Annotated in this window: 18 protein-coding genes and 1 tRNA gene; 11 read left to right on the top strand and 8 right to left on the bottom strand. The window is 61.0% G+C overall.

Annotated elements, in window-relative coordinates; genetic code table 11:
• Positions 1 to 52 precede the first annotated feature (52 nt).
• Entirely contained in the window at positions 53 to 1,645 is a 1,593-nt protein-coding gene (locus IPK79_03215; protein ID MBK8189437.1) for a YifB family Mg chelatase-like AAA ATPase, read from the top strand.
• Positions 1,646 to 1,695: 50 nt separating this feature from the next.
• Positions 1,696 to 2,298 carry an acyltransferase gene (locus IPK79_03210; GenBank protein MBK8189436.1) on the top strand — a complete coding sequence of 201 codons (603 nt, stop codon included), beginning with the start codon at positions 1,696 to 1,698 and terminating at the stop codon, positions 2,296 to 2,298.
• On the opposite strand, the gene IPK79_03205 is transcribed toward IPK79_03210, so the two are convergent.
• Together IPK79_03205 and IPK79_03200 are read right to left on the bottom strand one after the other, a co-directional pair.
• Positions 2,287 to 2,655, bottom strand: a complete 369-nt coding sequence (locus IPK79_03205) for a hypothetical protein (protein MBK8189435.1) — start codon at positions 2,653 to 2,655, stop codon at positions 2,287 to 2,289. The two genes, IPK79_03210 and IPK79_03205, sit on opposite strands and share 12 nt — an antisense overlap.
• Before the next feature lie 85 nt (positions 2,656 to 2,740).
• Positions 2,741 to 5,284 carry a beta-galactosidase gene (locus IPK79_03200; GenBank protein MBK8189434.1) on the bottom strand — a complete coding sequence of 848 codons (2,544 nt, stop codon included), beginning with the start codon at positions 5,282 to 5,284 and terminating at the stop codon, positions 2,741 to 2,743.
• Positions 5,285 to 5,461: 177 nt separating this feature from the next.
• On the opposite strand from IPK79_03200, the gene IPK79_03195 reads away from it, so the two are divergent.
• On the top strand, positions 5,462 to 6,208 hold the full coding sequence (locus IPK79_03195; protein MBK8189433.1) for a hypothetical protein: 747 nt from the start codon (positions 5,462 to 5,464) through the stop codon (positions 6,206 to 6,208).
• Between the two features lie 12 nt (positions 6,209 to 6,220).
• On the opposite strand, the gene dnaE is transcribed toward IPK79_03195, so the two are convergent.
• Positions 6,221 to 9,838, bottom strand: coding sequence for a DNA polymerase III subunit alpha (gene dnaE / locus IPK79_03190; protein MBK8189432.1), 3,618 nt, complete (start codon positions 9,836 to 9,838; stop codon positions 6,221 to 6,223).
• Positions 9,839 to 10,128: 290 nt separating this feature from the next.
• Between dnaE and IPK79_03185 the strand changes: the two genes are divergently transcribed.
• Positions 10,129 to 10,524, top strand: coding sequence for a hypothetical protein (locus IPK79_03185; protein MBK8189431.1), 396 nt, complete (start codon positions 10,129 to 10,131; stop codon positions 10,522 to 10,524).
• On the opposite strand, the gene murI is transcribed toward IPK79_03185, so the two are convergent.
• Positions 10,514 to 11,413 (bottom strand): glutamate racemase, encoded by a 900-nt coding sequence (gene murI / locus IPK79_03180; protein MBK8189430.1) that lies wholly within the window; start codon positions 11,411 to 11,413, stop codon positions 10,514 to 10,516. The two genes, IPK79_03185 and murI, sit on opposite strands and share 11 nt — an antisense overlap.
• A gap of 258 nt (positions 11,414 to 11,671) precedes the next feature.
• Between murI and IPK79_03175 the strand changes: the two genes are divergently transcribed.
• Positions 11,672 to 12,418: a TerC family protein gene (locus tag IPK79_03175; GenBank protein MBK8189429.1), complete on the top strand. Its 747-nt coding sequence runs from the start codon at positions 11,672 to 11,674 to the stop codon at positions 12,416 to 12,418.
• 123 nt (positions 12,419 to 12,541) lie between these two features.
• Positions 12,542 to 13,351: a hypothetical protein gene (locus IPK79_03170; GenBank protein ID MBK8189428.1), complete on the top strand. Its 810-nt coding sequence runs from the start codon at positions 12,542 to 12,544 to the stop codon at positions 13,349 to 13,351.
• Here IPK79_03170 and folK read toward each other — a convergent pair.
• The 3 genes from folK to IPK79_03155 are packed head-to-tail and all read right to left on the bottom strand — an operon-like array spanning position 13,348 to position 16,305.
• The gene (gene folK / locus IPK79_03165) at positions 13,348 to 13,848 is read right to left on the bottom strand and encodes a 2-amino-4-hydroxy-6-hydroxymethyldihydropteridine diphosphokinase (GenBank protein MBK8189427.1); all 501 of its coding nucleotides are present in this window, start codon (positions 13,846 to 13,848) and stop codon (positions 13,348 to 13,350) included. The two genes, IPK79_03170 and folK, sit on opposite strands and share 4 nt — an antisense overlap.
• A gap of 26 nt (positions 13,849 to 13,874) precedes the next feature.
• Positions 13,875 to 15,314, bottom strand: a complete 1,440-nt coding sequence (miaB, locus tag IPK79_03160) for a tRNA (N6-isopentenyl adenosine(37)-C2)-methylthiotransferase MiaB (protein ID MBK8189426.1) — start codon at positions 15,312 to 15,314, stop codon at positions 13,875 to 13,877.
• A 58-nt stretch (positions 15,315 to 15,372) separates the two neighbouring features.
• Entirely contained in the window at positions 15,373 to 16,305 is a 933-nt protein-coding gene (locus IPK79_03155; protein ID MBK8189425.1) for a hypothetical protein, read from the bottom strand.
• A 95-nt stretch (positions 16,306 to 16,400) separates the two neighbouring features.
• Between IPK79_03155 and IPK79_03150 the strand changes: the two genes are divergently transcribed.
• From IPK79_03150 to rplA, 5 genes are all read left to right on the top strand, one after another.
• Positions 16,401 to 16,473, top strand: a tRNA-Trp gene (locus IPK79_03150).
• A 37-nt stretch (positions 16,474 to 16,510) separates the two neighbouring features.
• Positions 16,511 to 16,789, top strand: a complete 279-nt coding sequence (secE, locus tag IPK79_03145; protein ID MBK8189424.1) for a preprotein translocase subunit SecE — start codon at positions 16,511 to 16,513, stop codon at positions 16,787 to 16,789.
• 343 nt (positions 16,790 to 17,132) lie between these two features.
• A complete protein-coding gene (gene nusG, locus IPK79_03140) occupies positions 17,133 to 17,753 on the top strand; it encodes a transcription termination/antitermination protein NusG (protein ID MBK8189423.1) in 621 nt (206 codons plus the stop codon).
• Positions 17,754 to 17,826: 73 nt separating this feature from the next.
• Positions 17,827 to 18,264, top strand: coding sequence for a 50S ribosomal protein L11 (gene rplK, locus IPK79_03135; GenBank protein MBK8189422.1), 438 nt, complete (start codon positions 17,827 to 17,829; stop codon positions 18,262 to 18,264).
• 123 nt (positions 18,265 to 18,387) lie between these two features.
• Positions 18,388 to 19,122: a 50S ribosomal protein L1 gene (gene rplA / locus IPK79_03130; GenBank protein ID MBK8189421.1), complete on the top strand. Its 735-nt coding sequence runs from the start codon at positions 18,388 to 18,390 to the stop codon at positions 19,120 to 19,122.
• A 123-nt stretch (positions 19,123 to 19,245) separates the two neighbouring features.
• Here the strand turns inward: rplA and IPK79_03125 are convergent, their stop codons facing one another.
• Positions 19,246 to 20,697, bottom strand: coding sequence for an FAD-dependent oxidoreductase (locus tag IPK79_03125; protein ID MBK8189420.1), 1,452 nt, complete (start codon positions 20,695 to 20,697; stop codon positions 19,246 to 19,248).
• Positions 20,698 to 20,710 lie beyond the last annotated feature (13 nt).

Genomic DNA, 20,710 nt, shown 5'->3' with positions numbered 1-20,710 from the left:
CGCCGTCTGCGCCTCTTATAGTCAGACAAGGCTTTTGGACAGGGAGACGTTCATGGTATCGAAAATCCTGACCGCGTCGCTCAATGGGATGGACGCCTTGCCCGTCACGGTCGAAGTCGATATGGCCGCCGGATTGCCGGGCCTGACGATTGTCGGGCTGCCGGATGCTGCTGTCAGCGAGTCGCGTGAGCGGATTAAGGCCGCGATTAAAAATAGCGGCTTCCCTTTTCCGCTTAAAAAAGTCGTGATGAATCTGGCGCCGGCGGACGTGCGCAAGGAAGGCGCGAGCTTCGATTTGCCGCTTGCCTTGGGGCTTCTGGCCGCCAGCGACGCCATTCAGGAAACCGATTTTCTGCGGCAGGCCTGTTTTGTGGGAGAGGTATCGCTGACAGGCGAGCTGCGCCGGATCAATGGGGCGCTGTCCATCGCGCTGATGGCGCGTCAACAGGGGTATCAAGCCCTCGTTTTGCCGGAAGACAATGTCCTGGAAGCCTCGCTGGTCGACGGTCTGGAGGTCTTCGGGCTGAGTCGGCTCAGCGAACTGCCGGTGTTTCTGACGCATCCGTATAGCTTTCTCAAACCTGTGGATCGCGATGCGTTGCGACGCCAGGCCTTAGAGGCCTCTCCGGCTGTGGCGATCGATATGGCTGATATCAAGGGACAGGAAAGCGCCAAGCGCGCGCTCGAAATTGCGGCGGCTGGCGGGCATAACATGCTGATGGTCGGCCCGCCGGGAAGCGGCAAGTCGATGATGGCCAAGGCATTCGCCGGAATTCTGCCGCCGCTGACGTTTGAAGAGATGCTGGAAGTCAGTCGCATTTACAGCGTCGCCGGGCAATTGACCCGCGATCGCGGCCTGATGCTCGAGCGCCCGTTTCGCAGTCCGCACCACACGGCCTCCATGGCCGGGATCACCGGCGGGGGCAGCCACCCCAAACCGGGGGAAATTACGCTGGCGCATCGCGGAGTGCTGTTTCTCGATGAATTTGTGGAGTTTCCGCGCAATGTGCTCGAAGTGCTGCGCCAGCCGCTGGAAGACGGCGTCATCACCATCAGCCGCGCGCAGCAGAACATGACGTTCCCGGCCCGGTTTTTATTGCTGGCTGCCATGAACCCCTGCCCTTGCGGATTCCTGGGTGATCCGGCGCGCGCCTGCGTCGATAGCGCCCAGCAGGTCCAGCGCTATTTCGGCAAGTTGTCGGGACCGCTTCTGGACCGGATCGATATTCATCTCGAAGCGCCGCGCCTCAGCGAGGCCGACCTGTTGCAATCCTCCGGCGCCCATGTTCGCGGCGAGACCTCCGCCGCCATTCGCGAACGGGTCAATCGCGCGCGCGCGATTCAGGCCCGGCGCTTTGAACACGCGGGGATTTTCTGCAATGCCGAGATGACGCCGGCTCATATCCAGTCGTATTGCCCGCTGGATGACGCCAGCGCTTCGCTGATGAAGCGCGCGCTCCAGCGCATGAATCTCAGCGCCCGCGCCTTCGACCGGATTCTGCGCCTGGCGCGAACGATCGCCGATTTGGCCGAAGCGCCAGACGTCTCATCGGGCCATATCGCCGAAGCGCTGCAATTTCGCGCGCTCGATCGTCTGTATCAGGCGCCGAAGCTGACCCCGCCGCCCGTCACGGCCTCGTCTTAGGCAGAGGCCTCTGCTGGAAGGCTGTTCCCGATCGTCAAGAATCCATTGTGATGAATACCCCACGCTTTCAGGCCTGCTTACAGGCCGCCCCCCCTCGACAAGCCGCCCTGTTTGAAGACTTACGGGCGCTGTGGCGCGCGCTGGAATCCTGCCTGCGCCGTGACTTTAACCGCACCTTGCCTTTTGCCGACTATCTGGTCGACCGCTGGGAGAAGGCGCAAACGCTGGGCTTTGGCGAAGGCAGCTCGATTTATGACAGCGCGCTGGTCCTGGGCGACGTTCGCGTGGGAGCCCATAGCTGGATCGGGCCCGGCGCGCTTCTCGATGGGTCCGGCGGCTTGAGTATCGGCTCGTATTGCTCCATTTCCGCTGGCGCGCAGATTTATTCCCACGATTCCGTCGCCTGGAGTCTGAGCGGCGGAGAATCTCCCATGGCGTATGCGCCCACGCGTATCGGCGATCGCTGCTATCTGGGCCCTAACGTCATTGTCGCCAAAGGCGTGACGATTGGCGACGGTTGCGTGATTGGAGCCAATAGTCTGGTGCTGCGCGATATTCCGCCCAACAGCAAGGCCTTCGGTTCGCCATGCCGCGTGGTGGGTCCTGCCGACGGCGAGAGGCCTTCTGGCTCCCCGGCCCCGTCAGACAATTAAATCGTCTTCCACTTTGAGAGAAACGGCGCCGGCTTCACGCACCACGACCGACACCTGAATCTCATGACGTCCCGGCGTCAGCGTCGCGCCCGGAATCTCGCAGCGCGCGACTGCGCCCATTCCGACCGCCAGCGGCGTTTCTTCGGTAATATCCACGGCCGCAATGACGCGATCGCCCAGACGAATCTGAAATTGCGACGGCTCAAATACGACGTCGTTCAGGCGAATTTGCGAGAAACGCGTCATATGGCCCGGCCCCAGCGCGTTTTTGAGATCAAACGATACGCCATCCGCCGTGGCGCGCAGGCTGCCGTTGACATACATGCGCTTCAGAATGAATTGCGGGACCAGAGTCATAATCAAAAACCCATCGCGTTTGCGCGAAAAACTGCGCGCTGCGCGCCATTACCGCCTAACCCGGATTCAACGCCCTTAGTCTACCCTAGACGCGGCATTTGGTAAACGCGCCCAGAGAGGTCAGGCGAACGGCGTTTAACGCCTCCCACGCCGGATTCAGCGGCAAAAAGGGGTCGGGGCGAATGACGTCCAGCGTGAGCGTATTGCCGCCCGTGGCCTTGAGGATGCCTTCCGGCAGAACAAACGGCGTGGTGCGGCGATACGGCGACCAGTCGCGGGCGATGAGCAGGCCATTGAGCGTAACGTTCACGCGCTCTGCGGGGAAATCGCCTAACGACAGGCCCAGCGGCTGATAAAGACTTTGGGGCCGGTCTAAGGCGAATTCGCAGCGAAAGCGCGCCGCAGGGCTGGCTTCGGGCGGCGCGACGCTGGCTGCCGCAGGCGACAGGCCCGGGCTGACGGCCACATCGTCGGTGATGTCGCGTCCGTTGACGTACAGCGACAGAAGCCCTTGAGCCGCGCTGGCGTCGTCGTGGTACCCCTTGGGCCGTCCCAGGCTGTCAATCCACAGCCAGAGCGTTTCTGGCGAGCCGGCGTCCGGGCGGTGATCGGCGGGGGCGACCTGGATGGTTTTCAAGGCGGGCGTTTCTTCTTCCAGCATGGGATCGCGCCAGAAATTCCCGCTGCCGACGCAGCGGCCATCGACAAACGCCGCCCACAGGTGACGCGCACTTAAAGCGATCGTGTGAATGCTCTCGCCCGGCGGCGCTTCGTATCGATACCACGCGCTTAGCGCGTCAAAGAGCCCATTGGCGTCAAAGTCGGCCCCGACCGATGAAACCGGCATCACGTAGTGCCCACTGTGACGCGATGGAGCCAAATTCTCCACCGTCCATGGCCCCAGCGTCGGCAGCGGGGCTAACGGCTGCGGCGCAGGCGGCGTCAAGCGGCTTAAGGCGGCGTTGGGCGCCAGCACGGTGATGGCCGCCGCCTGCCGCTCGGCCAAAATCCCGTAGCCGCCCTCGCAAAACCCTTCGTCCGGCCCAATGACCAGTCGCCCGGACGGCTCAGCCCATAGCCGATCGAGACGATCGCGGCCCAGCAGGCCCACGGTGAGAGTGTCCAATTGAATCCATGCCTCGCCGTCGGGGGCAAGCGCGTCATGTGTCAGCGTCAGGCGCGTAGACGCAGCGTCTGATTCTACTTTCACCGAGAATCCCGCAACATCTGGCGGCGTAAACGCGCGCGGCGCCGTCAAAATTACCTGAACAGGCCGATCCCCTCGCAGAATCAATGCCTGCGGCGATTGCCAGATCGCTTCGACCGACGCGCGTTGCAGCGTCCAGCCGCAAGCCAGCGTGACATCCATCGGCAGGATGACGCACTCATAGGGCAGCAGCGTTGCGCTCAACGCCTGTTCGATAGTGGCGCAGACGCTGTCCGCCGAAAAATTCCGCAGAAACAGCCAGCGCGCAGGCGGCTTTGCTGTCGTTGGGGCTGGGCTATCGTTCTGCTCTATGCTGCGCCGAATCGCCAGAACCAGTGAGGCGGGCGCGACTGCTACCGCGTCCGGGGTCTCGCGCTCTGTGGCGCTGAGATCGAAGCGTGACAAAAACACGTTCAGCGCCTTGGCTTCGTATAAACGCTCCGTGCTCAGACCCGCTTCTGCGATGGGCGCGGCGAAATCATACGTGGTTTCAACATGCGTACTGCCGAGCCCGTCCCAATTGCTTCCGCCGACTGCCAGATAATGGTTGAAAAGCGTTGCCCCCTGTGCTAACAAGCTTTTAACGCTCAGCGCCAGATGATCCCGTCCCAGTCTGGCGCGAATCGTGTCGGTCGAGGGCCCGCCGCGACCGCTGAACCAGCCCGCCTGTAATTCGGCGGCGAACAGGGGACGATGCGCGCAAAACGGCCGAAACGCCTCTTCGGCGCCGTCAATGACGCCAAACGTCTGCGGATTCAGGCGCCAGTCCGTCTCAAACGAGGTGACTGAGTAGTTATCAAAGGCGTAGATGTCGACCACGTCCTCGTAAAGGCCTGCGGCGTAAAGATCATTATGAAATAACGGGACCTGCGCGCCCAGGTCGCGCGACATGCGCGCGAGCGCCAGCAGATAGTCGGGTTCCATCTCTTCGGTGGCGTACTCGTTTTCAATCTGCATGAGAATCAGATTCTCACAGCGGGCGATCTTCGGCGTGATTTGGCCCCACCATTCGGCGACAGCATCCATATAAGGCTGTGACCATTTAAATTTCCCATCCGGCAGGCGATTTCTGGGAATCACATTGCGATCGGCCAGCAGCCAAGCCGGGAGCCCGCCGCCGCTCAGTTCGGCGTTAATATAGGGCCCCGGTCGGGCGATGACGTATAGACCCGCTTCGCAAGCCAGTTCCAACAGGCGATCTACGTCTCGAATGCCTGTAAAATCGTATGAGCCAGGGCGTTGGCTATGAAAAGCCCAGTTAAAATAAAGATCAACGGCGTTATACCCGCCCATCCGAAGGCGCGCCAGGCGATCCCGCCACAGGTCGACTGAAGGCAGCCGAAAATAGTGCATCGCGCCGCTGCGAATAAACGCGCGGCGGCCGTCAATCAGGAGGGAATAACGATCGAAAGCAATGGGCATACGAAAAACCGGCGGCGACGAATCGGCCCTGATGGGCCATGAAAAAGAAAAGAGCGCGGCCTTGCGCCCCGAGCGGAGCTTCCCCTATGATACCGCCAATATGGGATCCCGCGCGTACGCTGCGATAAGGGCGCGCGCCGTTTTTCCCGATCGCTGACCCTACAAGGATTTCTGTCGATGCGTCTGTTTCGCGTTTCTTTTACCCCTGTGGTCGCCGTCATGCTTGCGCTTGGCGCTGCGACGTCCGGGTATGCAACGTTGACGGCGGGCGTGCGCGCAGAGCCGACCCCTCCGGTAACGCTCACGGCGCCGATGACAGCGCCTGCCTCTCCTGTGACGCCGCAAGATCCGCCTGCGGCGACGCAAGATCCCATGGATCAGGCGCTGGCGCAAACCCTGACGCAGGATTTTCGCGAGCAGTTCGCTGCGGTCATCGCGTATGCGCGTCAGACGGCGCGCGCGCAGGGTCGCACCCGAAATGCCGTCGTGGTGCTGGATCTCGACGAAACGCTAATGGACATGCGCGCGTATTACCTGACGTATAAGCGTTACGACCCGGCGCTGTTCAACGCATGGGCGTTACGCGCCGACGCCCCCGCCATTGCCGAAACGCTGGCGTTTGTCCGCTGGTTAAACGCGCGCGGCATCCCGGTATATTTTGTCACTGGCCGCCGGGAGCATCTGCGCGCCGTGACGGTGAAAAATCTTGCGCGTTACGGCGGTCTTCGCTACGCGGGTTTGTTCATGAAGCCCGAAGCCTACGCCGATCCCTCTGCGGTGGCGTTCAAGTCAGGCGTTCGCCGCCGACTGGAGGCCGCCGGCAAGCGGGTGATTCTGTCCCTGGGCGATCAGGCCTCTGATCTGCGCGGCGGCCATGCGGGCGTCGGCATCAAGCTACCGAATCCGTTATATAGCATTCCGTAGGGCGATGACGCCTCACCCCACCCGGAGCTGATTCCCGAAGTGGGAACGCAGCGCGGCTTCCAGTGCGGCGCGATCGTCGGGGGCCCAGAAACGCTTGCCCGCGCGGAATTGAAACCCATCCGGGAAGCGGATGACCACGGGATTGGGCCCGGCGTTGGCCGTCAGCTGCCGGCGCAGGAAATCCACGTCTTCATAGCGCGGCGCGCTCATAAAGCTCAACTGCAGCGGGCGCACCGCCGCGATGGGCGAAGCGCTGTCCACCATCACGCTATAGCGATCGCCTTCATCGCCGCGAAACGACAACTTGCCGTGAATCATCACGCGCGCGCCGTCGCTCAGCCATTCGCCCACCTTGTCGAGCGTCTTTTGAAACGCGACAATCTCCACCGCGCCGGAAACATCTTCCAGCGTGGCGATGAGCATGGTTGTGCCTTTGCGGGTCAGCTTTTTCTGCGTCTTGGACAACAGGCCGCCGATGGACACTTCGCTTTGATCCGGCGCGTCTTTCAGCTCGATGATATCGTGAGAAACCAGTAGCGGCAGCAACTCCGCCAGAGAATCCAGTGGATGACTGGTGACGTAAAACCCGAGTAGCTCTTTTTCCGCCTGTTGAATCTCTTCCTGCGAAAACTCCTCGTCGCGCCCGCACAGGATCAAACCGCCCATGGCAGGCGACGCGGCGTCGCCCGTTGCGGGCGCGGCGGCCGCCATCAGGTCAAACAGGCTCGCCTGGCCGGTTTCCTGTTGCGACTGGATGCGCGCGGCAAATGCGGTCATGGTCTCGACGTTTTCCAGCAATTGCTTGCGCGAAAAGCCAAAGCAGGCCAGCGCTCCGCCGCGAATCAGCGATTCCAGCGTCTTGCGGTTGAGGGCCTTGGGATCCACGCGTCGCAAAAAGTCTTCCAACCCCGCAAACGGCGCGCGCGCGCGTTCGGCCAGAATCAAATCAACGACGCCCGCGCCGACGTTTTTCACCGTCGCCAGCCCAAAGCGGATGGATTCCCCGTCCGGCGTAAAATCAGCGCCGGAGCGCGTCACGTCCGGCGGCAGGACGCGAATGCCCATCCGTCGCGCCGTCAGCATATAATGCTGAACCTTGTCGAGGTCGCCGCTGACGCTCGATAGCAAGGCGGAGAGATATTCTACCGGGTAATGCGCCTTCAAAAAGGCGGTCTGATAGGCCACAAAGGCGTAGGCCGCCGAGTGCGAACGGTTAAAGCAGTAGGCGGCGAACTCGGTCATGGCGTCAAAGAGTTCGTTGGCGAGCGCTTTGGAGACGTTGCGCGCCACGCAGCCCTCGACAAAGCCGTCTCGCTCCTTGGCCATGACTTCGGCTTTTTTCTTCCCCATCGCCCGCCGCAGCAGGTCAGCGCGCCCCAGCGAGTAACCCGCCAGCGTCTGGGCGATCTGCATGATTTGTTCCTGATAGACGATCGTCCCGTAGGTGCTGTTGAGAATGGGTTCAAGATCCGGGTGCGGAAAGACAATCTCCTCGCGGCCGTGCTTGCGATCGACAAAGTGCTTGACCATGCCCGAATTCAGCGGGCCGGGCCGGAACAGGGCGACCAGCGCGTTGATGTCCTCAAACGTAGAGGGCTTTAAATCCCGCTCCAGCGCTTTCATCCCGGACGATTCGAGCTGAAACACGCCGTCCGTATCCCCGGCGCTGAGCATCGCATACACCTTCGGGTCGTCCAGCGGGATGCCGTCAATATCAATGCGGCGCCCATGAGCGGCTTCGACCAGCCGCAGCGTGTTGGCGATGATCGTCAGGTTGCGCAGGCCCAGAAAATCCATCTTCAGCAGGCCGAGCTTTTCCAGATCCCCCATGGTGTACTGGCAAATCACCTGACCGTCTTTGGATTTCTGCAGCGGCGCGATATCCGTCAGCGGATCCTTGGCGATGACGACGCCCGCAGCGTGCGTGCCTACGTTGCAGGCCGTGCCTTCAATCTTGAGCGCGAGATCCACCAGCGCTTTGACGTCCGCATTGGCGTCGACTTCCTTGCGAAGTTCCATGCCGTCTGCCAGCGCGTCTTTGAGCTTGGTCCCCGGCGTCGGCGGAATCATCTTGGCGAGGCGATCGCTTTCGGCAAAGGGGATGTCCGAGACGCGGGCGACGGCCTTCAGCGCGGCGCGCGCGGCCAGCGTGCCAAACGTCGCGATTTGACACACCCGCTCATCGCCGTAGAGCTGGCGGACGTATTGAATTACTTCTTCGCGGCGCTCAATGCAAAAATCGATGTCGATATCAGGCATCGAAACCCGCTCAGGGTTCAAAAATCGCTCAAAGAGCAGATTATGGGCCAGCGGATCCAGATTGGTAATGCCTAGGACGTAGGCAACAAGGCTTCCTGCCGCCGAACCCCGGCCCGGCCCTACCGGAATCCCGTTTTTACGCGCGAAGGCGATAAAATCCCACACAATCAAAAAATAAGCCGGAAATCCCATCTGGGCGATGACGCCCAACTCGTAGCGCAGGCGCTTGTCAACGGCGTCTCCCGCCTCCACGGCGCCGTATCGCTGGCGGGCGCACTCATAGGCAATGCGCTCCAGTTCGGCGTCGGCGGTTACGCCCTCAGGCAGCGGATAAGCGGGCAAAAGAGATTGCCCTTGCGGAATCTCCAGATCGCACTTGGCCGCGACCGCCAGCGTCGCATCCAGCGAACGTTCCACCCGCTCGCGATCCAGACGCTGAAACAAGGCGCCGAGTTCGTCCGCGTCCTTAATCGCGTACTCCGGGCCGTATACTTCCGTGCGATTGGAGTCGTGCAGCGTCTTGCCTTCCTGCATGCACAACAAGATGTTATGCACCTCGTGATCGCCTGCGCGCGAGAAGCGACTGTTATTGCTGATGACCGTTTCGACCCCCAGCTCGTCTGCGATTTGCAGGAGTTCCTGCGTCAGTCGCATTTCAGCTTCTTTGCCGTGGTCATGAAGTTCGATATAGAAATCGTCGCCAAAGAGGGCTTTCAGGCGACGGGCGGCTTCCAGCCCTTCGGCGGTTGCGCCTCGCAGCAGATGGCGCGCAATAGGCCCCGCCATATCCCCGCTCAAGGCGATGAGCCCTTCGCGATGGGCCTCGATCAGCTCCCAGTTCACGCGCGGCTTGTAATAAAAGCCTTCAAGCTGGCCGATGCTGACCAGTTTGACCAGATTGCGATACCCCGTGAAGTTTTTGCACAACAGCGGCAAGTGCGCCCACGGCTTGCGGCTGCTGCGATCGGTGATATCGCCCTCTACCACAAATAATTCGCAGCCAATCAGGGGCTTGACGCCAGCGTTCTTGGCCGCATTGTAGAACTCCAGCGCCCCGTACATCACGCCGCTATCGGTCAGCCCCATCGCGGGGAAGCCTTTTTCCTGGGCGATGGCGATGAGATCCGGGATTTTGCTGGCCCCTTCCAGCATACTGTAGTGGCTGTGGCTGGTCAGCGGCGCAAAGGGACGCGTCTGAGCCTGCCCCGGCGCGGCGGCATGGGGGGCGGATGATGAGACATCCTCAGGCGGCTGGTCCTCGTCGGGCGAATCCAGCGCGACGTCCGTCTCGAAAGCGACATCGAACGCGTCTGGCGGGCCGTCAAAAAACGGGTCTTGCGTCAGCGGAGGGGGGGGCGGGGTCGCGGACAATCGAAGATGTCCTTTCTCTATCGGCTCAATATCCGTCTCGATATCGTCTCAATGTGCGCTGATAAGTCGACTCCTTGATTGTGCCACGCGCGCCGACGCCCGGTAAAGCGACGGCGACGATTCTGTTAAGACAGCCTGCAGGAAAACGCCATCGCCCTGCAAACAGGGGATTTGCGCGCGAAAAGCCTCAAGCGCGCCGCGCGATGGTCGACAGCAAGCCATCGCCGCGCGCCGGTTTTATATCAGTAAGACGCGTAACTCCCCAATGGATTCTTCAGGATGACTTCTGCATGACGCAATCTCAGACGGATTCTCACGCGCTGGCTGCCTGCGTGCGCGAACTAGACGCCTTGTTGATGGCGCGCATCGATTTCGCCGCTGACGAAAGCGCGTCGCGCCGCGCCATGAGCGTGATGGAGCGTTTTCACGTCCTGACCGCAACCTGCAATGATGCCGCGCTGGTTGCCGCAGGTTGTCGTCTGTGCGCCGATCTGGCCGACAAGCTGGCGCAACGCCTGATGGATGCTCATCTGGCCGATGACGCCGCGATTGAAACGCTCGCCAGCGCCTTGCGTCGTCAACTGCAAAGCCGCTCTCAGCGGCATCGCCTGCTCGGTCGCCTCCAACGCGTGCGACAAGCAACCCAGGTTCAGGGAGAAGCGTCTGGACTGGGGGTTATCGCGTAATCGCTTCGGGGCGAGCCGCATCCGACGCCACGTCAACGCGCTGAACCGCGTCAATGGCCAGATGGCGCAACGGTAATTGCCGCGCCACGCGGGCAAACGCCTGCGGATCGCCTGTGACGGAAAACGTCACGCGCGCCGCCGTTTTCGCTTCTGTTTCGGCGTCTGTCCCTGTTTCGGCCCAGGAGGCAATGGCGTCGGCCATCGAATCCGCCGGATCCACCAGAGCGACGTCCGGCGGCAGCATATCGGCGATGATGTCGGCGACAAACGGATAATGCGTACAGCCTAAAATCACCGCGTCGGGGACAAATTCAATGACAGGTCGCAGCCACTGCGCCATGGCTTGCGCAAACGAGGCGTCCTTTGTCTGGCCCTTTTCGATGCAGTCGGCCAGGCCTTGAGCGGGCGCGTCAAGCGTTTCGACAGACGGATTCAGCCGATGCAGGACGCGCCGGTAAAGCCCCGTCTGGACTGTCGTGGGCGTGGCCAGCGTGGCGATGCGTTGATATCCGCGCGCGACTGCCGCTCGACATGCGGGTTCCGCCGGGCCTATCCAGCGCGGCCACGGGCCGCCTTTTTGCGGCAGGTCGCAAACGGAAAGAACGCCGGTGGACGAATTGCAGGCGAAGACCGCCAGTTTTGCGTCATGGGCATCCCGCGCCCAGCGCAGGTTGGCGGCAATCAGGGCGAGGAGCGCGTCGGGCGTTTTTTCGCCATAGGGCATATTGAACGTATCGCCCAGATAATGAAATGTCTGACGCGGGTAGCGCGCCGCCAGCGCGTCCAGCACGGACAAGCCCCCCACGCCGGAATCAAACACGGCGATGGGACGCGAAGCGCCTGCAGAAGGAATGCTGTTCACCAGTGGAGCTGCTCGGGTCAAGGCCATCAGCGCCATCATAGCAAACCCGCCGTGCGAAAGCCCTTTGAAATCGTCCCGGTCTGATTTGTTGTAATATAATGCCGCCAATGCAGCCGGATCAAATGCCGCTTTATTCGCCGCCGCGCGCGTCGACCCGGGTCGCCCCGTATGTCGCCGGTATTGAGTTTTCTGTCATTATTGCAGGCGCGTCCGCGCGTTTTGTCTCGAAACGTTGTCACCAGTTGAGTTGAAAGAAGTTGAGTTAAAAAAGGATGGTCCCCCGTGCTGAGCGCCCCTGTTGACTTCAATCTGCTGGACCCCACGCTGTGGTTTAGCCTGTTCACCTTGACTGTGCTGGAAATTGTCCTGGGGATTGATAACGTTATCTTTCTGTCTATCGTCTCCAGTCGACTGCCTGGGCCTCAACAGGCCCCGGCGCGCAACTGGGGTCTGGGGTTTGCGCTGGTCACCCGGCTGTTGTTTCTGGGCAGCGTGATCTGGCTGACGGCGCTGGCCAAGCCGTTTGCCGTCATTGGCGGTTTTGAGGTGTCGGTGCGCGATATCGTGCTGGCCTTCGGGGGGCTTTTCCTGCTGGTGAAAGCCACGCAGGAAATCTACCAGTCGGTGGAAGGCGAAGAGGGCGCTCATGCCATTAAGCCCAAAAATCAGTTCGCCATGGTGATTTTCCAGATTATTCTGCTGGATATCGTTTTCTCGTTCGATTCCATCTTTACGGCCGTGGGCCTGACCAATCAGTTTGCCGTGATGGCGATTGCGATCGCCATCAGCATTGTGGTGATGATGGCCGCCAGCGCCGGCGTCTCGCGCTTTGTACAGGCGCACCCTTCTGTGAAGATGCTGGCTTTGAGCTTCCTGCTGCTCATCGGCATGTCGCTAACCGCCGATGCGCTGCATTTTCATATTCCGCGCGAATATCTCTATTTCGCCGTGTCTTTCTCCATCTTCGTAGAAACCCTCAATATCGTGTCCGCCAAGCGGCGTCTCAAACGATCGCCCATTGCGCCTCAATAAGCGCGACTTGAGCCGAAGGTCTGTGACGGGCGTCATCGTAAGGCGTCGGCGTGCGGTATAATAAAAGTTCACATACCGGCGCGTCCCGCCTGCGTCCAAATACGATGATGGAGATGGATAGAGATGAGAAACGCCCTGACCGCAATTGCGCTGTCGCTGGCTGTGGGCCTGTGCCCCGCCTTGACCCCCATGGTCCGCGCCGACGGCAATCTGCCGCTTCGCCCGCTGGCCAATACGGGCGCCTATAGTTATTCCGCAACGCCGTATCAGGCTGCCAACTATAATTATGGCGGCGCGGGCGCCGCCGCGACGACGGCGTATTCGGCCTCCGGCTATTCGGCGTCTGGATATTCAGCGTCTTCGCCCTTGCGCGGGCGCGTCAGTACGCTGCCCAAGGGCTCGACCATGATCATCAAACTGGATCAGCCCCTCAGCTCGTTTTCCAGCAATCTGGGTGAATCCATCACCGGCACGCTGGAGAACAACGTGTTTGTGAACGACGCCATGGCGATTCCCGCTGGCAGCGAAGTCCTGGGGCAAGTCTCCAACGTCTCGCGCGCCGGACGACTGGGTAAGCATGGCGAAGTCGACGTGCGGTTTTTCAACGTGAAAACGCCGGACGGGGCTGTTATTCCCATCCAGGGTCATGTGGTCACCAAAGACAATACCGGCACGTTGCGCGGCAACACGTTTACCATGGACGTGATTAAGGGCGTTGGCGTGGCGGCAGGCGGAACGGCCATCGGCGCTGTCGCCGGGACCGCCGTTGGCGGGCTGCTCGGGGTGGCGGGAACAGGCGCTGCCATGGGCACAGGCGTCGGCGCGCTGGCCGGAATCGGCTATGCGGTTGTACGCCGGGGCAAAGACGTGGTGATTCCTTCCGGCTCGCGCCTCAGCATCAAGGTAGACGAGGACGTCTCGCTTAATTACTAGCGCCGGGTGCCATACAACAGCACTTCTTCCGGGAAATCCAGGGCTTCGTGCAATTCTTCAATGGTTTTGCCGAGAACCGGATGCCGTAGCTCGGCGTTGACCTCCAGCATGGGCACCAGCGCATAGGCGCGCAAATGCACGCGCGGATGCGGGATCGTGAGCGCAGGCGAGGCCATCGCCAGATCGCCGTAAAAGAGGATGTCGATATCCAGCGTGCGCGGGCCGTTGCGGTTGGCCGGATCGCGCTGGCGCAGCAAGCGCCGCTCAATCTCCTGACAGGCCGTGAGCAGGGCTACGGGCGAGAGCGATGTCTCAATGGCGACGGCGGCGTTAATAAACCACTCTTGATCGGCAAAGCCCACCGGTTCGGTCTCGTACAGGCTGGAGGCTTCCACAATGCCAATGCCGGGACAGTCCGCCAGCAGGGTTAGCGCCTGCTGCACGTAGCCGACGCGGTCGCCGAGATTGCTTCCCAAGCCGAGGTAAGCGATGGTCACCCGTTTGAATACTCCGTCCGTCGCTTTTACCGAACCGCGTCTGCCAGCGCTGCTGTGCGCTGGGTATTCTCTGTGAAAATTTCCGGCGATGCTGACGGGGCCGGGGGTGGGGTGACGCAATAGCCCATCAACGAAAAAGGAAAAGCCTTTTCGATGAACACGTTCACCAGTTGACCCGGTGACAGCGCGCCAAGAGGCTGTGGCGGGTCAAAATTCACGACCTTGTTGCCTTCCGTGCGCCCTGTCCATCGCTGCGCGTTGCGCTTGCTCGGTCCTTCCACCAGCACTTCGACCTGCTGACCTTCGAATTGCTGATTATTGGCCAGCGATTGGGCCGTGATCACGGTATTGAGCCGTTGCAGGCGATCCTGCTTTACTGCGTCCGAAATCACGCCTTCTCCGCGCGATTCCCAGATACCGGCCGGGGTCTGCGCGCGTGGCGAATACGCGGCGGTATTGGCCCCATCGAAGCGCGCGCGGGTAACGGCCTCGATGGTGCGTTCAAACTGGGCTTCGGTTTCGCCGGGGAAACCCACGATAAAATCGCCGGAAATCGCCGCATGCGGCAGACGCGCGCGAATGGCGTCCAGGCGCTCAAAATACTGGGCGGCGGTATAGCCGCGCTTCATCCGCGCCAGCACGTCGTCATCGCCCGACTGCATCGGTAAATGGAAGTACGCCATGACGCGCGGCAGATCGGCGACGGCCGCAATCAGCGCATCGTCCAGATCCAGCGGATGCGAAGTCATAAAGCGAATACGGGCCAGGCCCTCAATGGCGTGCAGGTCGTGCAGTAAATGCGCCAGATAATAGGCTTCTTGCGGGCGATCGCGTCCATAAGAATCCACGGTTTGCCCCAGCAGGGTGATTTCGCGATAGCCGAGCGCCGCCAAATCCCGCGCTTCAGCCAGAATCGACTCGCGCGGGCGGCTGATCTGGCGTCCGCGCGTATAGGGCACGACGCAATACGTACAGAAATAATCGCACCCTTCGATAATCGTCACCCAGGCCGATACGGCGCTTTGTCGCACGGGGGCGACGTCTTCCATCATGTCGTACGAACTGCGCGATTTTTGCCGGTCAACGGCCATTACGCGCTCTTCTCCGGCAAAGGCGCGGCGCACCAGCGCGGGCAGGTCGTGCAGATTCTGCGTGCCGACCACGATATCGACGCCGGGTGAGCGCGAAAAGGCGTTTTCGCCGGTTTGCTGGGCAACGCAGCCAGTCAGCGCGATTTTAAGGTCGGGGCGATGTTTCTTCAGCGTGTTCCAGTGGCCGAGATAGCTGTAGGCCTTGTCTTCGGCCTGAGCGCGAATCTGGCACGAATTCAGCACCACCAGATCCGCCTCGCGCGGATTTGCCGCCTGCCTAAAGCCTTCGCGCGCCAACAGGCCGAGCATCAGCTCGCTGTCATTGCGATTCATCTGGCATCCCAGCGTTTCGATAAAAACCGAGCGCATTGTCATAGGCCGACAGTACCGAAAAGGCGCGCGCGATTCAATCCGCGCCCCTGTTTGCGCCGGGTTACAACAACATACTCTTGGTCTGCACCAGCGATTTTTGCAGCCGGAAATACGGCAATACGACATGATAATCGACCAGCGGGTCGCGCGCGCCACTGACGACAATCGAGGCGTTGAAGCGCTGGGGCAGCAGCGTCAGATGATTCACAAACGACGGAATATCGACGACGCCCTGATCGAGGGGGCGCGCTTCAAGCGTTTTTCCGTCCGTATTGCCGATGCGCACATAGGCCGCGTGCTGTTGCAAGGCGTCCAGCCAGTCGAGAGCGGGCGCTTGCGAAAAAACGCTGGCTGCGCCTGCGTCAATACACAGGCGAAACCGCAGCGAATCGACCCGCGTGGCCAATTCCAGCAGTAATTCCGGGCTTTCTTCCATGACGTTGGCCATCAGCACCGTCAGCGGCGCATCGCCCAGATGCTGATCTATAATCTGCTTCCAGAAATCCGCGCACGCCTGTATCCACTTGGGGAAGACGCCGTTGGCGCGATACAGCGGCGAATACGGCGATTTAAAAATCAGGAATCGCGCCTGCAAGCGCTGGGCTACGGTGATCGCCTGGCAGACGCGCCGAAAATAGCACAGGGCGATTTCTGCGTCGGAACTCGCCGGGTTGACGTCGAGCAACGGCGCCGCCACTGCCAGCAGGCGTCCGGCCTCTGCGGCATGCGCGTTTTCTGCGTCGCGATGCGCCGATTCGTTTTGCGTCAGATACGCCGCCGCTTCGCACTCTGGAATTTCATAGCCCAGGCCGTGCGCCATGGCGGCCATACGCGCCGCAGAGGCGTCTTCTGAAGCGTTTGCCGCCATCAGGAGGCGATCAATCATGACAGGACGGAATCCATCGGTTTGCGGACATGGGTGCGACAGGGCGTGAATTTCCCTGTTGGGCGTATCGGCGCGCCGCCGAAAATCTTGAGAAATTGACAGTCCCATGCGTTCCATCTAAGATGACCATTCACGGCCAGCGCCCGCAAAACGCCCCCGAACCCGCGCTTTTGCGCCAGGCGAGGAGCCGCAGACTCCCTGATGCGTCCTTAGTTCAGTCGGTAGAACGTCGGTCTCCAAAACCGAATGTCGGGGGTTCGAGTCCTCCAGGGCGCGGTTTTGTTTCTTACTCCCGATAACGAGTTTCTTTCCTGTGAGCGCCATGGCCCCCTCGCCGCCTTCTCAGCAAGCCAAACCGCCTTCGTCGCCCAGCGCGACGCCTCGCGGCGGCGGACTTGTCGACGCGCTGAAGCAAATCCGTCTGGAAGCTGGCCGCATTACCTGGCCCACCCGCGCCCAAATCTGGGGCAACACCGTCGTCGTCGTCGTGATGGTCACGCTGGTCAGTTTAGGCATTCTCCTGGTGGATAACCTGTTTTTCGGCCTGATCTGGCTGCTGACCGACGCGCTCCCCAAGCAACTGATGCATTAAGCGACAAGAGAACCGCCCCCCTATGGATGCGATAGAAGCGATAGAAATGGACGCTATAGACCTCATGCCTGCTGATATGACCCCCGACCGCCTGCCCGATGAAGACGACGCCATGTCGCTGAGCGCCGCCGTGGCGGACGCTCCGCGCGATGTTCCCGAGAAGACCGGTTTCGCGGACGATCGGGCCGACGACGCCGAGCCTCTGCCTGCGGGTCAGGCCAGCGAGCTGGATGACGACGATGATCTGGACGAGGATCTGGAAGAAGAAGACGAGCTCGGCTATTCTCCTGCGCGCGCTGGCGCCTTCCCCGCCATTAAAGAGCAGACCGTTCAGCCGCTGGGCATGGGCTCTCTGCTGCCCGAAGAAGCTCCCGTTACCGGCACCGTGGGCCACGATGACGACGCCGATGACGCCGACGCCGTTCGGCCCGGCAAGGCCAAAAAACGCCGCTGGTATATCGTTCACACGTACTCCGGCCACGAAAACAAGGTCAAGGTCAATCTCGAGCGCCGCATCGAGTCGATGAACATGGGCCACAAGATTTTCCGCGTGGAAGTGCCCCAGAAAACCATCACCAAAATCAAGGACGGCAAACGTCAGGAGAAGGAAGAGCGCCTCTTCCCCGGCTACGTGCTGGTCGAAATGCTTCTCGATGACGATTCGTGGTACGTTGTGCGCCACACGCCGGGCGTCACCAAATTCGTCGGCAGCGAAAAAAAGCCGATCCCGGCCAAAGACTCCGAAATCAAGCGGATTCTCGTCCGCACCACGCCGACCACCGTCACCAAGGTCGAAATCGATCTCAAAGTAGGCGAAACCATCCGCATCATCAGCGGCCCATTTGCCGACTTCGAGGGCTCGGTCACCGAAGTGCAGCCCGGCGGCAAGCTCAAGGCGTCGGTGTCCATCTTCGGGCGCGAAACGCCGGTTGAACTTGTATTTAATCAGGTGCAGAAGATATAATATTGCCCCTGTAGCAGAAATGCGCGTCGTTTTTGTGAAATCCCTTTCCTTTAACCCCCTTTTTTAGAGGTACCTGTCCGTGGCAAAGAAAATCACCGGTAAAGTGAAACTCGAACTGGAAGCCGGCAAGGCCAATCCGGCGCCGCCTGTTGGTCCCGCGCTGGGTCAGCACGGCGTCAACATCATGGAATTCTGCAAGGCTTATAACGCCCAAACGGCGGACTTGGCCGGACAGGTTATCCCGGTTGAGATTGCCATCTACGAAGACCGTTCGTTTACCTTTGTGCTGAAGAAGCCGCCGGTGGCCTTTCTCATCAAGAAAACCCTGAATATTCCCAAAGGCGCGGCGACGCCGCATACCACTGTTCTGGGCACGCTGACCCAAGCCCAGGTCCGCGAGATTGCGCAAACCAAGATGGTCGATATGAACGTCAATGGCGACGTGGAAGCCGCCATGCGCATCGTCGCCGGGACGGCGCGCAGCATGGGCGTGAAGGTCGCCGCCGAGTAAGCGATTTCGTTTTTTCTCGCCTTTCTTCTTAAATTTGTTTCTCTTGTCCCTGTCTCTGCGTTACCCACCCCCGAATCGGCGGGAGAAGCGTTCGCGCTTTGCCAGACCGCCCAGGAGTTCATCATGCCCCGTACGCTTACCAAACGTCAAAAGCGCGCCCAGGAAGTCGTCGACGCCCTGACGGCCCCCATCGGCGCGAAACAGGCCGTGGACGCCCTTAAAAGCATCCTCAAAGCCGACAGCAAGTTCGATGAATCCGTCGAATGCCATATTCGCTTGGGGATCGACGTCAAACAGGCCGATCAGCAAGTCCGCAGCACCGTCGTACTGCCCGAAGGCACCGGTAAAACCGTGCGCGTGGCCGTTATCGCCAAAGGCGAAAAAGTAAAAGACGCGCTTGCCGCTGGCGCCGATATCGCCGGGGGCGAGGACCTCATCGATAAAATCCAGCAAGAAAACTTCTTCGAGTTTGATGTGCTGATCGCCACGCCCGATATCATGGGCGCGCTGGCCAAACTCGGCCGCACGCTGGGCCCCAAAGGCCTGATGCCCAACCCCAAAACCGGCACCGTGACCTTTGACGTCGCGCAAGCCGTCAAGGACAGCAAAGCGGGTAAAGTCGAGTTCCGCGCCGACAAGCAAGGCATCGTCCATGTGGCCATTGGCAAGGGTTCGTTCAGCGAACGGCAACTGCTCAATAACTTTTCGACGCTCTACGAAGCCATTCTGCGGCACCGTCCGTCGGCGGCCAAAGGGGCTTACGTCAAATCCGTGACGCTGAGTTCGACCATGGGCCCCGGCATCCGTATGGACGCCAACCGCCTGTCGCAAGAAATCAAAGAATATCTCGGAAACTAACGCGTCCGCTCATCACTGGCCCCCTGTCGGGCGTGCGCTCGAAAACGCGCGCGTTCTCTGAATCTTAGAAAACGCGGAAAACGCGATGGCCTTGGCGCGCTGGGGCTTTACGCCGCCAAGATCTTACGGCGACCCGGCGGCGAGCGGGGCGGTCGCTTCAAGGTAGGCCAGAATCCCTTCGGCGGCGCGGCGGCCTTCAAACACGGCGGTCACCACGAGATCCGAGCCGCGTACCATGTCGCCGCCCGCAAACACCTTGGGATTATACGTCTGAAAGGCATACCCCCCGTTGGGAGCGACGGCGGCGGCGCGCACGCGTCCGCGCGCATCGGTGGCAATGTCGTAGCGCTCAAACCAGTCCGGCGGATTGGGCGCAAAGCCGAAGGCGATCAGGACGCGATCCGCGAGAATCGTCTCCTCACTGCCGGGAATCGGCTGGGGTTTGCATCGTCCCTTGGCGTCGGGATTGCCCAGGACCGTGGTGACGACCTTGACCCCGCGCGCCCAGCCGTTGTCGTGGGTATCGATCGCCACCGGCTGGCGATTCCATAAAAACTGAACGCCTTCTTCGCGGGCGTTGGCGACCTCGCGTCGCGAGCCGGGCATATTGGCTTCATCGCGTCGATAGGCGCAGGTGACGCTGGCCGCCCCTTGCCGAAGGGCGGTGCGCGCGCAATCCATCGCCGTATCGCCGCCGCCCAGGATGACCACGCGCTGACCTCTCATGCTCAGGTCGTCGCCGCCTTCGCAATCGGGGTCCATCACGCGTTGGACGTTGGCAATTAGATACGGCAGCGCCTGATGCACGCCATGGGCGTTTTCGCCCTCAAAGCCGCCGGACACGAAGCGATACGTGCCCATGCCCAGAAACACGGCGTCATATTCGTTCAACAGCCGTTCAAACGGAACATCGCGCCCGATTTCCGTATTCAGGACAAAGGCGGCGCCCATGGCCTCCAATAACTGACGACGGCGCTTGATCACGTCTTTTTCCAGCTTGAACGGCGGAATCCCGTAAGTCAGCAGGCCGCCGATTTCGGGATATTTGTCGTAGATGACAGGACGCACGCCGTTTCGCGCCAGAATATCCGCGCACCCCAAGCCTGCGGGGCCTGCGCCGACGATCGCGACGCGGCGGGCCGTGCCGCTGACCGGTCTCACGTTGGGCCGCCAGCCCTGGCTCAGGGCCTCATCGGTAATATAACGCTCGACTGCGCCGATGGTGACGGCACCAAAGCCGTCGTTGAGGGTGCAGGCGCCTTCGCACAAGCGATCCTGCGGGCAGACCCGACCGCAGATTTCCGGCAGGGTGTTGGTTTCGTTCGACAGCTCGGCGGCCTCAAACAGATTGCCCTGTTCCACCAGCCGCAGCCACTGGGGAATATGGTTGGCCACCGGACATTGCCATTTACAGTACGGATTGCCGCAATCCAGACAGCGCCCCGCCTGCTGGGCGGCGCTGGCGGCGTCGAAGCAGCCGTAGATTTCGTTGAAATCGCGGATGCGTTCGCTGGCCGGGGCTTTGGCGGGCTCTGCGCGCGCGACGTCCAGAAACTGATAAACGTTGGGGGACATAAAACGCTTCTCC

It is taken from the genome of Vampirovibrionales bacterium, assembly GCA_016712355.1.
GTDB lineage: Bacteria > Cyanobacteriota > Vampirovibrionia > Vampirovibrionales > Vampirovibrionaceae > JADJRF01.
This window is presented reverse-complemented; position numbering and strand designations above follow the sequence as displayed.

Bases quoted from the DNA above. Each gene is read 5' to 3' on its own strand.
- IPK79_03215 (MBK8189437.1), top strand. From the start codon at position 53: ATGGTATCGAAAATCCTGACCGCGTCGCTCAATGGGATGGACGCCTTG.
- IPK79_03210 (MBK8189436.1), top strand. From the start codon at position 1,696: ATGAATACCCCACGCTTTCAGGCCTGCTTACAGGCCGCCCCCCCTCGA.
- IPK79_03205 (MBK8189435.1), bottom strand. From the start codon at position 2,655: ATGACTCTGGTCCCGCAATTCATTCTGAAGCGCATGTATGTCAACGGC.
- IPK79_03200 (MBK8189434.1), bottom strand. From the start codon at position 5,284: ATGCCCATTGCTTTCGATCGTTATTCCCTCCTGATTGACGGCCGCCGC.
- IPK79_03195 (MBK8189433.1), top strand. From the start codon at position 5,462: ATGCGTCTGTTTCGCGTTTCTTTTACCCCTGTGGTCGCCGTCATGCTT.
- IPK79_03185 (MBK8189431.1), top strand. From the start codon at position 10,129: ATGACGCAATCTCAGACGGATTCTCACGCGCTGGCTGCCTGCGTGCGC.
- murI (MBK8189430.1), bottom strand. From the start codon at position 11,413: ATGGCCTTGACCCGAGCAGCTCCACTGGTGAACAGCATTCCTTCTGCA.
- IPK79_03170 (MBK8189428.1), top strand. From the start codon at position 12,542: ATGAGAAACGCCCTGACCGCAATTGCGCTGTCGCTGGCTGTGGGCCTG.
- miaB (MBK8189426.1), bottom strand. From the start codon at position 15,314: ATGACAATGCGCTCGGTTTTTATCGAAACGCTGGGATGCCAGATGAAT.
- IPK79_03155 (MBK8189425.1), bottom strand. From the start codon at position 16,305: ATGGGACTGTCAATTTCTCAAGATTTTCGGCGGCGCGCCGATACGCCC.
- nusG (MBK8189423.1), top strand. From the start codon at position 17,133: ATGGGCTCTCTGCTGCCCGAAGAAGCTCCCGTTACCGGCACCGTGGGC.
- rplA (MBK8189421.1), top strand. From the start codon at position 18,388: ATGCCCCGTACGCTTACCAAACGTCAAAAGCGCGCCCAGGAAGTCGTC.
- IPK79_03125 (MBK8189420.1), bottom strand. From the start codon at position 20,697: ATGTCCCCCAACGTTTATCAGTTTCTGGACGTCGCGCGCGCAGAGCCC.